Origin of the sequence: Roseovarius salinarum, from assembly GCF_002834145.1 — a bacterium.
Taxonomy (GTDB): domain Bacteria; phylum Pseudomonadota; class Alphaproteobacteria; order Rhodobacterales; family Rhodobacteraceae; genus Roseovarius; species Roseovarius salinarum.
In genome coordinates, this window is record NZ_PHNT01000009.1 from 53,002 (window position 1) to 68,188 (window position 15,187).

Here is a 15,187-nt window from a genome sequence, read left to right on the forward strand (position 1 = left end):
CGGGATCCGCCGGCGCCGGGTTCGGCGGGCGAAAGGTCGTGGCGGCGCTAACGCGAACGGGCGGGGGGTGCCCGGTCCGCGATCACCCCGGCCAGCGCCGTCAGCATGGCCAGTGCCGGTGGTATGGCGGTCGGGCCGCCCAGGGCGTAAAGCGTCAGCGCGCTTTGACCCAGCCAGGCAAGCGAGATCGCGCACACGGCCCGTCCGCGCCAGCTGTCGCGGGCCAGCAACGCCAGGCCGAGCGTCGCGGCAGCCGTGGGATCGGGCGCGATCCCGGCCACCTCTGCGCCGGCAAGCGCGCGGCCCTGGACGAGCGACAGGGCCGGGTAGGCCAGCGCGGCCGCCACGACCAGGCCACGCCCGGCCGCCCGGCGGACGCGGTTGTGCGCCATGCGCACGCGTCCGCGCACGGCCAGATCTGTCAGAAGCGCGGCCTGCACCGCGAACAGGGGTGCCACGTAACCCATCGCCCAGTTCACGGGCGCGTACCGATACCAGACAAAACTCAGCCCGACCGATATCCACCCCAGCGCGAGCAGCGCGGCCAGGAGGCGCACGCCGGTCGGGGGACGGCGGACCTGCAGCAGAACCGCCGCGACGATCGCGGCGGGCGCGATCAGGGGCAGGGGCCACAGCGCCGCGTTCTCAAGCACGAACAGCCGCCAGTAGACCCGCTCGGAAAACAGCAGCAGGTCGGACAGCGCGTAATCGAGCGACGCCTCCGTCACAGGTTTTCGAAGTGGGCGACGATGCGCCGGCGCATGCGCGCGTCCGGCAACGCCCCCCGCGCGGCCGCCTTGTTTTCGCGCACATGCGCGACCTTCGTGGTGGCGGGAATGGCCACCGTCAGCGCCGGGTGTGAAATGATGAACTTGAGCAGCAGCTGCGGCCAGGTGCGCACCCCGAGGTCGGCGGCCACATCGGGCAACGGCCGCCCCTCCAGCGCGCGCGGCAGCGCGCCGCGCCGGAACGGGCGGTTCGCGATGACGGCGATGCCCCTTTCTTGCGCCAGCGGCAGAAGCCGGTCCTCCGCCGCGCGGTCGGCCAGGTTGTAGGTGAGTTGCACGAAATCCAACGGGTGGTCGCGCATCAGCCGTTCAAGAAGGTCATGGCGCCGCCCGTGCGACGTGGTCAGGCCGACGTGGCCCAGCCGACCGGCCTGCTTCATCTCGAACAACGTCTCGAGGTGCGCCTCCCAAGCGACGAGGTTGTGCACCTGCAACAGGTCGAAGCCGTCCACGCCCCAGGCCGCGCGCGTCCGTGCGATCTGGGCCGGGCCGCGGTCGGCCGCGCTCGTCCAGACCTTGTCGGTGGCGAAAACCGTGCCGGGATATCCCAGCCTTTCCAGCCCGTGGCCGATCGTGTCCTGCGACGAGCCGTACATCGGCGAGGAATCGATCATGCCGCCGCCCTCGTCGACGAAGGCGGCGATGACATCGGCACAGGCGTCCAGCAGGACCGGGTCGTTGCCGACGTTGAAGGTGATCCAGCTGCCCAGCCCCACCGCGGGCACGCGTGCCCCGCTCGAGGGGATGGTGCGCAGCGTGGGGTCCGCGGCGAGGGCGGCACCGGGCACGACGATGGAGGCCAGGGCGCCCCGGATCGTGGCCCGTCGGGTGAGTGTCATGCCGTCTGCCTCCTTCCTGCCGGTTCCTGTCCGGGCCGCCGGCCGGCCCGGCGCGCATCGGCGCCGCGCGCATTGTAGCGCTCTGAGCCCGGGACCGTGAAGGCGTGCGTCGCCCCCGAAACACCGGCAACGACACCCTTGTCATCGGTCCCCGGGGGGGGACGCCATCCACACCGGCGTGCACCGGCGACTGAAAGTGGCCGGCATGGCGATGGGCAAGGCGAGGGGCCAAGCGCACCTAATACCCCGGTTTCGAAGGTATCGCGCATGAAACCGCCATTCGACGGGGTTCGGTCGATTGCTGCGCCGGTCGTTTCCGGCAAACATCCCCGCCCCGGTTTCCGTTGCCGCGGGACCAATTGACCCTCAAGGGTACGGCTTGGCGCGCGTGGCATGTTCAATTGCATCCTCCAGCCGGTCATCTCCCCAGAAAAGCTCGCCGCTGACCACGAAACTGGGTGCGCCGAAAATTCCGTGTTCCCGCGCCTTGTTCGTCAGCTCCCGCAGCCGTGCCTTGACGGGCGCTGTCGTGGCCTTTTCCAGCCAGGGCGTCGCGGTCTGCCCGCAATCCGTGATCGCCGTTTCCAACACACCGGGATCGGAAATGTCCTCGCCCCGCTGGAACTGCGCGCGAAACACCGCGCGCGCGAAGTTCCCGCACCACGGTTCGTTCAGGGCGGCCGTCATGATGCGCGCGGCCGACAGGCCGTTCGCGGGAAAGCTGGGCGGGCGCCGGAAGGCGAGCCCGTATCGTTCGGCCCGGCGCGCCACGTCGCGCCACATGTAGGCGCCCTTGACCGGGTCGATCACGAAGGGGGATGTCGGCATCCCCTTGTCCTGGAATATCGGCCCCAGAAGGAACGGTCGCCAGAGCAGTTCGACCCCGGCCTGTTCGAGCAGCGGCCCGGCGCGCATGACCGTGAGGTAGGAATACGTGCTGGCGAATTCGAACCAAAGCTCGATCCGGGGGCGCTGGATGGTCATGCCATGGCTCCCGACATGGCCAGCTGCCTGGATGTCGCGCCGTGCAGTGCCGCCATCACGTCCCGCACCGGCAGAGAGTTGTCCGGCGAGCCGAGCATCCGCAGTTCCAAGCGTGGAAGCGGCGGCCGGTCGAGCCGCACCGTCTCGGGCGCGACGGCAGCTCCGACGGCCCGCGCCCCTTTCTCAGGAACAATGGCGTGTTCGCTTGCTGCTCAAGCTTCTTGAGCCGCATCGACACCGCCGAGTGCGACCGGCCGAGTTGAACGGCCGCCCGGGCGAAGCTGCCTGCTTCTGTGCCTGCCACCAAGGTGTGCAAGGCGTCGATTTCGAAGGCTTTCGTCATGCCATATTTGATGACCCCGGACCCCTGACATAACACGGGCGCGAAAACGGTGCTGCAATACCTGCTCAAGCCGCTCTGCAAGGGCCGCGAGGCGCTCCGCGAGCCGTGAGGCTTTGCGGGCTGACGTCGCGGCGCTACTTCACCTGCACGACATAACGCACGCGGAAGTGCAGGTTGCCCTCGGTCGAGCGCCAGAAGATGGTGAACTTGTCGGTTCCGGGCGTGTTCCCTGCGACATAGTCGGCAAGATGCGCGTCGATCTCGATCTCTGGGCATTGATGCGGCACGGCCTTGGCCTTCCGCACCTTCAAAGTCCCGTGATCCAGCGTGCCCCGCAGTTCGGGGACCGGCGGGTTCTTCTGCCAGTCGCATGTATTCTCGTTGATGTTGTACATCGTCTGGATCTGGACCGTTTCCCCGGGGGCGACCGTGGTACGCTTGTTCCATGATTGAACCTCGGCCGCGGCGGGCGCCGCGAGGGCGAGGCTCGCTGCGATGCCGCCTGCGCATAGAATTTTCCGCATTTTGTCCTCTCTTCGTTTCGCCGCCAAGACCTGTTGCCGACCCGGCGTGTTGCTCGGGCAGTCCTGGTGCGATCTGCCGATGTCCGGCAGGCTCACGCAAAGCGGGTCGTGGTTCAAGCCATTTCGGTGCCTCGGGCGGGCTTGCCGAAAGCGAGAGGTTTCGCGAGCGCGCCGAGCCGCGCGCGGGGATCGCTCCGCAACGCACTCGTACCCCGCCCAAGCGCCTCAGGTCCCGAGGATGCCCGGCACGCGCAGGCCGTGTTCGCGCGCGCGGTCGATGGCTTCCTCGTTGCCCGCATCCGCATGTCGCCAGACGCCGCTGGCCGGGTCGTTCCAGAGTAAGCGTTCGAGCCGCCTGGCGGCCTCCGGCGTGCCGTCGGCGATGGCCACGACCCCGGCGTGCTGGGAAAAACCCATGCCGACGCCGCCGCCGTGGTGCAGGCTGACCCATGTCGCCCCCGAGGCGGTGTTGACCAGCGCGTTGAGCAGCGGCCAGTCGCTCACCGCGTCGGAGCCGTCCCTCATCGCCTCGGTCTCGCGGTTGGGCGAGGCGACGGATCCGCTGTCGAGGTGGTCACGGCCGATCACGATCGGCGCTTTCAGCTCGCCGCTGGCCACCATCTCGTTGAACTTGAGCCCGGCGCGGTGACGATCGCCCAGCCCGATCCAGCAGATTCGATCGTCAAGGCAATGGGTCGCGGTTGGCCCACCCGTCAAGCGAGACTGACAGAAGACGCGGATACCTCCACAATTGGGCCCACGGCAAACCGCAGCGGATGGAATGCGCAGATCGTGCCGCTTTTCGGTGCCGTGATCGCCTGATCGCTATCGGGATCCGGCAGTCCTTGCCGGATTTCGCAATCGTCGCCAAAGGCAGGCAGGCCTTGCGTCAGCGTGTTCCGCGACACCGACCCGGGCCGGCAGCCCGGGGCCACCGGCAGACCCGGGCGTTTCAAGCCGGGTGTTCGATAATGGCCCTTTATGTGTGGCGGGCGCTAGCAAGTGGGGAACGTGCGCAACCTCGGCGCGCGGACCGTAAGGGTGGACGATGCGGTCTTGCGGCGCAGGCGTCGATTCGGGACAGTGGCGTATGTTCCCGTTTCTCAAGGTCGCCGCAGGCCTCTTGGCCCTTTATCTCGTCGTGGCAGGCCTCGCCTGGGCGCTTCAGGGCAAGCTGCTGTTCCCGAGAGGAATGGTGGGCCCGGGCGCGGCGCTGCCGCCCACGGCCGAGCGCCTCACGCTCGACGTGGGGTCCGGCGACACGCTGATCGGTGTACACCTGCCGGCCGACGGCCCGTCGCCGGAGGAGGCAAGCCTCGTCCTCGGCTTCGGCGGCAACGCGTGGAACGCGAACGACCTGGCGCTTCACCTGCACGCGGTTTTCCCCGACCGGGGCGTCGTCGCGTTCCACTACCGCGGCTATGCGCCCAGCACCGGCCGGCCCACCGCGCAGGCAATCCTCAACGACGCGCCGGAGATCCACGATGAAATCGTCGCCGGGCTGGCGCCTGACCGGATCGTGGCCGTCGGTCTCAGCCTCGGGGCGGGACCCGCCGCGCACCTCGCCCGGTCGCGCCCGATCGCGGGGCTGGTCCTGGTCACCCCGTTCGATAGGCTCACGGCCCTGGCCCGCGAACACTACCCGTGGCTGCCTGTCGGTCTCCTGCTGCGGCACCGCATGGACGTGGCCGCCGACTTGACGGCGGTGACGGCGCCGGTGGCGGTGATCGCGGCCGAGGCGGACAGCATCGTGCCGCCGCGCAGAACCGAGCCCGTTCGCAGGGCCGCGGGCAGACTTGTCGTGGACCGGGTCATCGCCGGGGCCGGCCACAACGATATCTATGATCGCGCGCAGTACCGGCGCGCGATGAAGGATGCGCTGTCACGGATCGAGAACAGGTGAGCGTTCGGTAGGGCGAAGAGGCCGGGCCCTTGGTGCACCCGGGCAGCAGCGACCATCCCGGCCGGCACGTCCCGACACATGACATGAGCCCGACCGCCGAAACGGCCGGGCGCTGCAAACGCAACCAAGCAGGAACCCGGCAAGCTCACAGCGTATCAGGCTGCGGCATCGCCGGGCGAAGGTATGGCCAAGGCAAGTTCGCATGTCGACGTCACCGCGAGAAACCGGATGCCGCCCGGGGCCAAGAGAAGGCCGGAGAACTGCCCTTCGCCGCGATGAGGGCGAATGGCCGACATGGGACGCCATCGACCGTGAAACGTTTGGCGGGCATCCGGAGCGGGAGGTGGCTCATCTCCAGCGCCGCGGTCACGCGCCCATTTCCTGCCGATTCCGAAAACACCCCCGGATGATTGATCTGGGGCAAATCAATGCCCGGCCCGAGGGGGCAAGGTGCTGGCGCGGTTCGGCAAAGGAGGCAGGATGACCAGCAAAGGGATCGCGCCGGCGATGCAGCGTGGCGTGGCCTTCAGGGTCGTTGTCTTGTCACTCGTGGTTTTCGCGGTGTCCGGCGTGACGGGGGCAAGATCATTGCCATCTGGAAAGCAGCCTTTAATGCTCAGTCGCCATTGGTCACTTCGACTGCCCGGTCAATCTGGACGTGGTCTGCCAGCTTGATCCGCCCTGAAGTTGTTACCCCAGACGCCACCCTGAGACGCATGCAAAGCAAACCTCATCCGGGCCGCTGCCTTAATCTCTTGACTTCTACAAGGTTTCTGGCTCCGGCGGCAGGACCCGGAGAGATCACCCCAAATTATTGATATTGCGCGGTAAATTAAGCGCGACTGTCAGGCGACTCCTGCGAATGCCAACATACGTGCCTCAGTATGAGACAGAACGCAAGACTGGCGTTGGCGACGGCCCGGGGTGCCCGCCGTCAAAAGCCTCAGCCGCGACGGCGACAGCCCAACCCTCCCGGACCTGCTCGGCCGGACCCCGGAGGCAGAGCAGATCGGCACCGTGACCGCCGATGGCGCCCACGACACGCGCCGCCGCCACAAGGCCATCACTGACCGGCAAGCCACACCGATCATCCCGATCCGCAGGAACGGGCGGCTGTGGAAGGATGACTGCCCGGCGGCACGCGCGCGCAACGAAACCCCGCACGCCACCCTACATCTTGGCCGGGCGTTCCGGAAACGCTGGACCGGATACCACGCCCGAAGCCGGATCGAGGCGCGGACGCGCTGCCCGAAATCATTCGGCGAGCGCACCGCTGCGTTCGCCATTGATCTCGAACCACTGGCGCATCAATGGCTCGCCCCCGACCGCCAGACCGCCGAAATCCACATCCGCATCCTTCGCAGGCTCTCTCGAACCCGTGGCGCTCGCCTGCTCAGTCATGAACCGCTTCAACGCCCTCGGGACCGCCGAGATCATCCGCGTGGCCTGACGTCAGTGGGGAAGGGGAAGTCACGCCTCAGGCGCGTGTTGCGCATCAACGCCGCGCAGGACTACAAGGTCGACTCGTAATGACAAGCCCTGCGATTGTCATTCCTGCGCACCTCGAACTTGAGTTCCGATACGTTTGACAAGTCAGAATCGTCACGACACCGTGACAGGGTTTGTTATCGCCAGCATGCTTTCGGCGCCTTCGGAATCAAGGAGCATGCATGTCTTATTCGAAAGCATCCGATCTCCTCCGTGTCGCCGACATGGCAATGGCCAATTTCGAGGGCGTCTCGCTCCATGATGTGCGGGAGGCATTCGCATGTGACCATCGAACCGCGCAGCGGATAATGCGCGCCTTCGAAACCGTCTTCCCGCAGGTCGACATAGAAGAGGACGCCGACCGACGCCGGCGGTGGCATTTGCCGCGAAGCGATCCGCGATGGCTGCAGGCCCAGGGCATCAGGGACAGCGAGCTTGCCGCACTCGACCTGGCCGCCGAGCGGGCGGCCAGGGACGGCGCTCCGGACGAGGCGCAGCGTCTGCAAGCTCTCAGGGACCGGCTCCTGGCCGCGATGCCTGCCGTGCACGCGCGGCGGACCGAGGCCGATGCAGAGGCTCTTCTCGAGGCGCAAGGCTTCGCGTCTCGCCCCGGCCCACGCGTGGTCGGCGACATGAAGCTCCTCGGAACGCTGACGGAAGCTCTTCGGGCACCCTGGGAGCTGAAATTGACATACAGGGGGGAGAGGGACGAGCATCCGAGAGAGCGCGTGCTCGAACCACACGGGCTGTTGCTTGGAATACGTCGCTACCTGGTGGCGAGACCAGCCAGTGGCGATGGTCGGATGCGTCGCTTCCGCCTTGACTGGATCGAAGACGCCGCCCTCACGGGACGCAGCTTCTCGCGGGATCCGGATTTCGATCTCGGACGGTTTTCCCGCCAGGCCTTCGGATCATTTCATTCCGATACCGAATACGGCCCTGTGGAATGGCGCTTCACGCCCGCGGCCGCGAAGACCGCCCGGCAATTCATCTTCCATCCCGAGCAGGAGACCGTCGAGGAACCCGATGGCGCGCTGACGGTCCGATTCATGGCCTCCGGTCACATGGAAATGGCCTGGCATCTTTATCAATGGGGCGACCAGGTGGAAGTCGTCTCACCGACCGCGCTTCGGGAAATGGTCCATGGGTACCGGCGTGGTGACTTCCCCGCACTGCCTTGACGGAACGACACTCGGCTTTCCCACAATTCTCAACACCGTTCCACATTCTCGCCGCCGTAGTGGAAAATACTCGCCGTCATGAAGCCCTGGTGGTCAGACAGGGATCGTCGGGACCGTGAATGAAAAAGGATGCCGGTGAAAAGTGCCCTGTGGACCCATCACCTTCTACCACCTCCCTGCGCACATGGATCGAGGGCGCCATGGCAGTTTCTGACACCCGACATCATTAACCATTGGCAACGGTCCGCGACGACCGCGAGAATCAGGTACGGGAATTTCAGCATGGCCTTCCGCTTCATCCACGCATCCGACCTCCACATAGGCAGGAAATTCGCCAATATCCCGCAGCCGCAAGACGGCAACATCCGGGGCCGGCTGATGGAGGCGCGCCACGGCGCGATCGGGCGGTTGGCGTCAGTCGCAAGCGATTGCGGGGCAGCGCATGTGTTGTTGGCCGGCGACACCTTTGACACCGCGACGCCCTCTTCGACCGTGATCCGGCAGTCCCTGGCTGCGATGGGGGAGGCCGCCGAGGTCACTTGGTGGCTGTTGCCCGGCAATCATGACAACCTGCGCGATGCAGAGCCGCTCTGGGAGGCCATCGCCCGGGACGCGCCGCCGAATGTCGTCGCCCTGACCGAGCTTGAGCCGCGGGACATGGGGGACGCCGCAACCCTGTTGCCCTGCCCGGTCGCCTTCCGCTCGGGCGCGAGCGATCCCTCGGAACCGCTGGTGACCATGTCGAGCGACGAGGGAAAGCTCCGCATCGGGCTGGCCCATGGCGGTGTGACGGACTTCACCGAGTCCGGCGCCTCGATCGCACCCGATCGGGACCGGACCGCACGGCTCGATTACCTTGCCCTCGGCGACTGGCACGGGCGAATGGCGGTGTCGGATCGTGTGCATTATTCCGGCACTCCCGAACAGGACCGCTTCAAGCATGGCCATCGCGGTGTCTGCCTTGCCGTATCGATCGAGGGACCGGGTCTTCCACCGCAGGTCGAGGAGGTCGAAACCGGCACCTTCCTATGGGCCGAAAGAGAACTTCCGCTGCACTCTCGTCAGGACGCCGCCGCCGCCTTGCGCGCGATCCTTCCCGAAGCGGGCCGCCGCGACGTGCTGCTGCGGTTGGCCGTTTCGGGCTGGGCGGCACTGCCCGACCAGGTCGACCTGCAGCGCGCGGCCGAGGAATGTGCCCCGGATTTCGCCCATTTCGAACTGAAGACCGACGCCCTCGGGACGCAATACGAGGCCGCCGATCTGGACGACATCGACAAGGGCGGCGCGCTCAGACTTGCCGCGGACGCCCTGATGGAGGAGGCAGGCACCGATGCCCTGTCCGAAGAGGATCGCAAGGTCGCGGCGGACGCTGTGGCCCGGCTCTATTCCTATGTCCGGGAGGCCGCGAAATGAAGATCCGTGCCGTCACGCTCAACAACGTCCGCCGCTTCACCGACCCGGCCCGCGTGAACCGGATCGCGGATGGGCTGAACGTGCTCTGCGAGCCCAACGAAGAGGGCAAGTCCACCCTCTTTGATGCCATCCAGGCATTGTTCTTCAAGCCTCACGGCTCACGCGACAAGGAGGTCTCCTCATTGCGTCCTCATGTCGGTGGCGCGCCCGAGGTGAGCGTCGAGGTGGAAACCGGGGATGGCCTGTTCATCCTCGCCAAGCGCTGGTTTCAGAAACCATTCGCCACCGTCCACCGCGACGGTGAACTTGTCGCACAGTCCGACGAGGCCGAAGCGTGGATCGGCACCCTTCTCGGCGGCGACGCGGGCGGACCCTCCGGTCTGATATGGGTGCGCCAGGGCATGACCGATCTTACCGCCGGCTCGAAGAAGGAGCAGGACGCCGCACTGGAGGCAAGGCGCGATCTGATGACCTCGGTCGGCGCAGAGGTCGAGGCGATGACGGGCGGGCGCCGGATGGACGCGGCGCTCGCGCGGTGCCGGGAAGAGTTGGCGAACTATGCCACGGCGACCGGGCGTCCCAGGGCGAACGGTCCGTGGAAGGAAGCCCAGGAGCGCGTCGAGGAGCTTGCTCTCCACCGTGACTCCCTTGCCACCACGGCGCAGGATCTCCACGACGCGCTCGCGGAGCGCAAGCGGGCGCGGCGCGACCTGCGCGAGCTGGAGGCGCCGGAGGCGGCCGAGGAGCGGCGGGCACGGCTGGACGCGGCCCGCGCCGCCCATGCCGCAGCCGAGCGCCACGCCGAGGAACTGGACGCCGAGGCGCGCAAGGTCGAGATGGCCCGGCTGACGGCGGATGCGGCGCGGACCCGGCTGGAAACCTTCCGCGCGACGATCACCGAACAGGTGGAGGCAACCCGGCTGGTCGCTGAGGCCGAAGCCCACGCGAAGGAGCACCAGGAGCTCCTGGAGGAACAGCGTGCGTCGCGTGATGAGATGGACCGGGCGTTTCGGGTGGCGGAAGCTGCCCTGAAGGAGGCCGAGCGCGGCAACGCCCTCGCGCTGCGGGCCAGGGCAGCCCGGGATGGCGCGGACCGGCGCAAGGAACTGTCGGAACGGATCGCCCAGGCTGAAAAGGCGCGGTCGTCGATGGAATCGGCCGCCGCCGCCCGTACGGGACCGGACGCCGAGACCCTGCGGCGGATCGAGGCGCTGGCCGCCGCGCATGCGACCGCCGTTGCCGCCCGAAACGCCTCCGCGACACAGGTGGTCGCGCGCTATGCCGAGGGGCGCGAGGGCGCGATCCGCGACGGCAAAGCGCCCCTGCCCACCGGCCAACCGGTGCCTCTGGCACGCGTCACACGCCTCATGATCGAGGGTGTGGGTGAGCTCGAGGTCCGCCCCGGCGAGGCAGGTGACGACCATTCCGTCGAGGCCGCCGCAGAGAAGCTGCGAAAGGTGCTCGGCGAAGTCGGCGCCGATGACCTCGACGCCGCGCGTGCCGCGGCAGATGCGCGCGCGAAAGCCGAGCGGCGGCACGACGAGGCGGCCGCCGTGCTGGGGAGCCTTGCCCCCGACGGCATCGATACCCTGCGCGAGGCCCTTGCCCGGATACCCGAACTTGAAGAGGATTCCGACGCCCCCGACCCGGAGGAGGCGGAGGCCGCACTGGACAAGGCACGCGAGGCCCATGAAGCCGCGCGGCTCGCCCGCGAGACCGCGATGGAGCGATTTTCGGACCTGCGGAATGCGGCGAGCAGCGCGGAAGCAACCCTCGCCTCGCTTCGCGACCGCCTTGCCCGGGCCGAGCGGGCCTTGGCAAAGGCGGGCGAGGTCTCGGAGGATGATCTTGCGACTGAAGCCCGCAAGGCGACCGACGTCCACGAGGCGGCCAAGGCAGCCCATGAGGAGAAGGCCAGCAATGCGCCCGATCTCGCCGGGACCCGAGCGGCCCTGAACCGTGCCGAGTCCGTCGAGCAGCAGGCTCGGGATGAGATCACCCGCCTCAAGCCCGTGCTCGCCCGGCTGGACGAACGCATCGGCCGGTCCTCGGGCGACGCCGTCGAGGAACGCCTTGCCGAGACGGAGCAGGAACTGGAGGCAGCCGAGGCGACTCTCGCGCGTATCGAGCACGAGGTGGCCGTCCTGACCCGGCTGGAAAACGCGCTGGAGGCCGCGCGCAACGAGGCCCGCGAGCGCTATTTCGAGCCGATCGCCAAGGAGCTGAAGCCGCTTCTTCACCTGCTCTGGCCCGACGCCGAACTGACATGGGGCGAGGAATCCCTCCTGCCGGACAAGCTGGTCCGCAATGGACAGCCGGAACCCATCGACATCCTCTCGGGCGGCACCCAGGAACAGATCGCCCTGCTGGTCCGCCTCGCCTTCGCGCGGATGCTTGCCACGTCCGGCCGGATGGCGCCGGTGATCCTCGACGACGCCCTGGTCTTCACAGATGACGACCGGATCGAACGCATGTTCGACGCCCTGCACCGGCAAGCGGGCGATCTGCAGATCATCGTTCTCACCTGCCGCCAGCGCGCCTTCCGCGAACTCGGAGGCAAGGCGCTGCGCCTTGAACCGGTGTCGGCCGGGAACGAGGCCGAAGCATGCTGAAGGAAAACGATCGCATCCGCCTCTCGGCCTCCGACCTGATGCGCTTCATGTCCTGCGCTCACGCCAGTCGCCTCGATCTCGAACGGCTGCACGGAGGCGGTCCGGAACCAGCGGCAGACAGCGAGGATGCCGAGCTGCTTCAGCGCCACGGCGATGCCCACGAGGCCGCCCATCTCGATGCCCTCCGAGCGTCAGGCGATGTGACCGAGATCGACACCGATCAACCCTTCCCGGAGGCGGTCGAGGCGACCCGGGCGGCGCTTCGCGCGGGGCCGGAAGTCGTTTTCCAGGGCGCGCTGGAAGGCGGCGCCTGGGGCGGCTGGTCGGATTTCCTCGAACGGGTCGACGTGCCCTCGGACCTCGGCCCGTGGTCCTATGAGGTTGCCGACACCAAGCTCAAGCGCAAACCGTCGCCTGCGCACCTGCTGCAACTCGCACTCTATTCCGACCTGCTGGCGCCCCTGCAGGGCCGCATACCCGAGAACGCCCACGTCCTGCTGGGCGACGGCAGCCGGGCAAGTTTTCGCCTGCCCGAATATGCCGATTACGCCCGGCAGGCGCGGGACCGGCTGGAACGCTTCGTCGCGAATCCCTGGCCCACCCGGCCGATCCCCTGCGCCACCTGCGACCTTTGTCGCTGGCGCGACCATTGTGCCGAGGTCTGGGAGCGCGAGGACAGCCTATTCCTTGTCGCGGGGATCAGCCGCAGCCAGGTGGCCAAGCTGGAGGCCGCCGGGATCACCACCATGGCGGGCCTCGCCGAACAGGAGGAGCGCGTGCCCCGTCTCGCCGGCCCGACGCTCGACCGCCTGCGCCTCCAGGCCCGCCTGCAGACCGACCGTGCCGCGAAGGGCCCGCATCATGTTCTGCGCGAAACGGCGGAGGGCAAGGGGTTCGACCTGCTCCCCCGACCTTCCAAGGGCGACCTCTTCTACGACATCGAGGGCGATCCGTTCTACGCCGACGCAGGCGTCGAGGGGCTGGAATACCTGCATGGCGTCTGGGACGGCGCGGACTTCATCCCCTTCTGGGCGCATGATCACGCTGCGGAGAAACAGGCGCTGATCGACCTCTTCGACCTGTTCGACGCCCGCCTTTCGGCCCACCCGGATGCGCATGTTTACCACTATGCCCCCTACGAGATCACGGCCCTGCGCCGCCTGTGCACCCGGCACGGCGTCGGCGAGGCCCGGCTGGACAGGTGGCTGCGGGAACGACGCTTCTGCGACCTCTACGCCGTGGTGCGCGGCGGCGTCGCCGTTTCCGAGAAATCCTACTCGATCAAGGATATGGAGCATCTTTACGGTTTTGAGCGCACCGGCGAGGTCAAGACCGCCGGCGGGTCGGTCGTCGCCTACGAGGCATGGCGCGAGAGCGACGATCCCGAGATCCTCGAGGAAATCGAGGAATACAATCGGCTCGACTGCGTTTCGACCGAAGCACTGCGGGACTGGCTGGTCGGAGTCCGGCCAGATGGCGCATGGCCCACCCCCGCTCCGCCGCAGGAGGAACGGCACGAGGAGGCGGATGCCGAAGCCGACGCGCTGCGAGCGCGCCTCCAGGCCGCAGACTTGCCCGAAGGGCGTGCCGCGCTGCTCTTCGACCTGTCGCAGTTTCACCGAAGGGAGGCCAAGCCCGCCGCATGGGCCGTCTTCGACGCCGCCGCAAAGACCTCGGAGGAGCTTTTCGACGACATGGACAGCCTTGGCGGGCTTCGGGCCACGGGTCCGGTGGAAGCCGACAAGTCCGCGCAGATACGCCGCTACCGATACCCTGCGCAGGAGACGAAACTGCGGGCGGGCAAGTCCGCGCAGACCCTGCTGGGGGAGGGCATGGCAACGGTGACGATCCGCGAGATGGATCGGCGCACGCGGCTCCTGACCCTGCGCATCACCGCCGGCCAGCGCGGTGATCACGTCCTTCCCGACCGGCTGGACCTGCTGCCCAGCTTCGCCCGCGACGCGAAGCCCATCCCGGCGGCGGTCATGACGGTCATCGACGATCAGATCGGCCCCCGCGCCAACCGCGCGGCCCAGGATCTGCTGTCCCGGGCCGCGCCGCGCTTTGCCGGGCCGTCCCCCTTGCCCGTTGCCGATGAGACCGACCCGGTCGCCGCCCTCCAGGCCGCCACGTCCGCCATGGACGACACAGTTCTGCCCGTGCAGGGCCCGCCCGGCACCGGCAAGACCTACGTCACCGCCCGCGCCATCCTCGCCCTCGTCCGGGAGGGCAAACGTGTCGCGGTGTCCTCGAATTCCCATGACGCGATCCGCAATGTCCTGATGGGCTGCATCGACGCGATGGAAGCCGGCGACCTGCCGTTCTCGGTCAAGGACGTGACTCTCGCGCGCAAGGGCGGCCAAGGCGAGGAGTCGATGGACGCGCCCTACGACCGCATCACCTTGGCGAGAGGGAACGACGATCAGGTGATCTTCGATGCCGATGTGGTCGGGGGCACGGCATGGCTCTTCTCCCGACCTGAGCTGAAAGGCGCCTTCGACTACCTCTTCGTCGACGAGGCGGGCCAGGTGTCGCTGGCCAATCTCGTGGCGATGACCAACGCGGCGCGAAACATCGTCCTTGTCGGCGACCCGAACCAGCTGCCTACCGCCAGCGCGCCCTGCGCGGGTCGGGCGCCCTCGGCCACCCAGTCAGTGCCGTCGCGGACGAAGCCAGCCTTCTCCAGATCAGCGGCGGTGCGAAACAGGCCGCTGTCGTTAGACATGTCGAGCATCCTCATGAAACTCACGCCCCACGGGTTGCCCGCCGGCCCCTTGTCTTCGTCGATCAGGACGGGAGCGTTGCGATAGATCTTCGCGGTCAGTTCCGCGTCCCAGCGGGAACGGAAGACCGGCGCGGTCTTGGTATTGGGATTGATCGCGGCGATCTGTTCGGGCGAGAGGGTGAAGTTGCGCTCGGGTTCGGCCAGTTGCGCGGGCTCCGTCAGGAAAAAGGCGAAACGCGCCTCGGACTCGTTCCAGCCCATCGTGAGCAGACAGAACTTGAAACTTCGATGAACCGCCGGAAAGGTCGGCGCCGAGTTCTCGAAATCGACGAGAGCCGCGAGCCGTTTCTCATCGACCAGATGGGCGAAGAAGGGCGCGGTGGTGGC

The 15,187-nt window shown here is 67.6% G+C and carries 10 protein-coding genes and 2 pseudogenes; 6 read left to right on the forward strand and 6 right to left on the reverse strand.

Translation table 11 applies throughout. The features are described 5' to 3' along the window. Positions 1-47: 47 nt before the first annotated feature. The 6 genes and pseudogenes from CEF10_RS09900 to CEF10_RS09925 all read right to left on the reverse strand — a co-directional run. Complete coding sequence (locus CEF10_RS09900; protein ID WP_101068016.1) at positions 48-728, reverse strand: DUF6064 family protein; 681 nt, start codon at positions 726-728, stop codon at positions 48-50. Further along, positions 725-1,627 (reverse strand): aldo/keto reductase, encoded by a 903-nt coding sequence (locus tag CEF10_RS09905; RefSeq protein WP_101068017.1) that lies wholly within the window; start codon positions 1,625-1,627, stop codon positions 725-727. Before CEF10_RS09905 ends, CEF10_RS09900 begins: the two co-directional genes overlap by 4 nt. 366 nt (positions 1,628-1,993) lie before the next feature. After that, positions 1,994-2,611: a 2-hydroxychromene-2-carboxylate isomerase gene (locus CEF10_RS09910; protein ID WP_101068018.1), complete on the reverse strand. Its 618-nt coding sequence runs from the start codon at positions 2,609-2,611 to the stop codon at positions 1,994-1,996. A gap of 55 nt (positions 2,612-2,666) precedes the next feature. Beyond that, positions 2,667-2,954, reverse strand: a complete 288-nt coding sequence (locus CEF10_RS09915) for a helix-turn-helix domain-containing protein (RefSeq protein ID WP_101068081.1) — start codon at positions 2,952-2,954, stop codon at positions 2,667-2,669. Positions 2,955-3,088: 134 nt separating this feature from the next. After that, positions 3,089-3,478: a hypothetical protein gene (locus CEF10_RS09920; protein WP_157932999.1), complete on the reverse strand. Its 390-nt coding sequence runs from the start codon at positions 3,476-3,478 to the stop codon at positions 3,089-3,091. 225 nt (positions 3,479-3,703) lie between these two features. Then, a pseudogene (locus CEF10_RS09925) lies at positions 3,704-4,165 on the reverse strand (urocanate hydratase); the annotation flags it as partial. 403 nt (positions 4,166-4,568) lie between these two features. Here CEF10_RS09925 and CEF10_RS09930 point away from each other — a divergent pair. From CEF10_RS09930 to CEF10_RS09955, 6 genes and pseudogenes are all read left to right on the forward strand, one after another. After that, a complete protein-coding gene (locus tag CEF10_RS09930) occupies positions 4,569-5,381 on the forward strand; it encodes an alpha/beta hydrolase (RefSeq protein ID WP_157933000.1) in 813 nt (270 codons plus the stop codon). Positions 5,382-6,326: 945 nt separating this feature from the next. Beyond that, positions 6,327-6,831, forward strand: a pseudogene (locus tag CEF10_RS09935) (transposase); the annotation flags it as partial. A 220-nt stretch (positions 6,832-7,051) separates the two neighbouring features. Then, complete coding sequence (locus CEF10_RS09940) at positions 7,052-8,050, forward strand: helix-turn-helix transcriptional regulator (RefSeq protein ID WP_101068021.1); 999 nt, start codon at positions 7,052-7,054, stop codon at positions 8,048-8,050. A gap of 282 nt (positions 8,051-8,332) precedes the next feature. Beyond that, positions 8,333-9,463, forward strand: coding sequence for a metallophosphoesterase family protein (locus tag CEF10_RS09945; protein WP_101068022.1), 1,131 nt, complete (start codon positions 8,333-8,335; stop codon positions 9,461-9,463). Continuing rightward, positions 9,460-12,075, forward strand: coding sequence for an AAA family ATPase (locus CEF10_RS09950; RefSeq protein WP_101068023.1), 2,616 nt, complete (start codon positions 9,460-9,462; stop codon positions 12,073-12,075). The genes CEF10_RS09945 and CEF10_RS09950 overlap by 4 nt, the downstream gene beginning before the upstream one ends. After that, positions 12,069-14,885 (forward strand): TM0106 family RecB-like putative nuclease, encoded by a 2,817-nt coding sequence (locus CEF10_RS09955; RefSeq protein ID WP_198586174.1) that lies wholly within the window; start codon positions 12,069-12,071, stop codon positions 14,883-14,885. The genes CEF10_RS09950 and CEF10_RS09955 overlap by 7 nt, the downstream gene beginning before the upstream one ends. Positions 14,886-15,187 lie beyond the last annotated feature (302 nt).

What these genes read in the sequence shown, in the direction of transcription:
- CEF10_RS09915 (WP_101068081.1), bottom strand. Translation starts at nt 2,954, where the DNA reads ATGACGAAAGCCTTCGAAATCGACGCCTTGCACACCTTGGTGGCAGGC.
- CEF10_RS09920 (WP_157932999.1), bottom strand. Translation starts at nt 3,478, where the DNA reads ATGCGGAAAATTCTATGCGCAGGCGGCATCGCAGCGAGCCTCGCCCTC.
- CEF10_RS09905 (WP_101068017.1), bottom strand. Translation starts at nt 1,627, where the DNA reads ATGACACTCACCCGACGGGCCACGATCCGGGGCGCCCTGGCCTCCATC.
- CEF10_RS09910 (WP_101068018.1), bottom strand. Translation starts at nt 2,611, where the DNA reads ATGACCATCCAGCGCCCCCGGATCGAGCTTTGGTTCGAATTCGCCAGC.
- CEF10_RS09955 (WP_198586174.1), top strand. Translation starts at nt 12,069, where the DNA reads ATGCTGAAGGAAAACGATCGCATCCGCCTCTCGGCCTCCGACCTGATG.
- CEF10_RS09945 (WP_101068022.1), top strand. Translation starts at nt 8,333, where the DNA reads ATGGCCTTCCGCTTCATCCACGCATCCGACCTCCACATAGGCAGGAAA.
- CEF10_RS09950 (WP_101068023.1), top strand. Translation starts at nt 9,460, where the DNA reads ATGAAGATCCGTGCCGTCACGCTCAACAACGTCCGCCGCTTCACCGAC.
- CEF10_RS09930 (WP_157933000.1), top strand. Translation starts at nt 4,569, where the DNA reads ATGTTCCCGTTTCTCAAGGTCGCCGCAGGCCTCTTGGCCCTTTATCTC.
- CEF10_RS09940 (WP_101068021.1), top strand. Translation starts at nt 7,052, where the DNA reads ATGTCTTATTCGAAAGCATCCGATCTCCTCCGTGTCGCCGACATGGCA.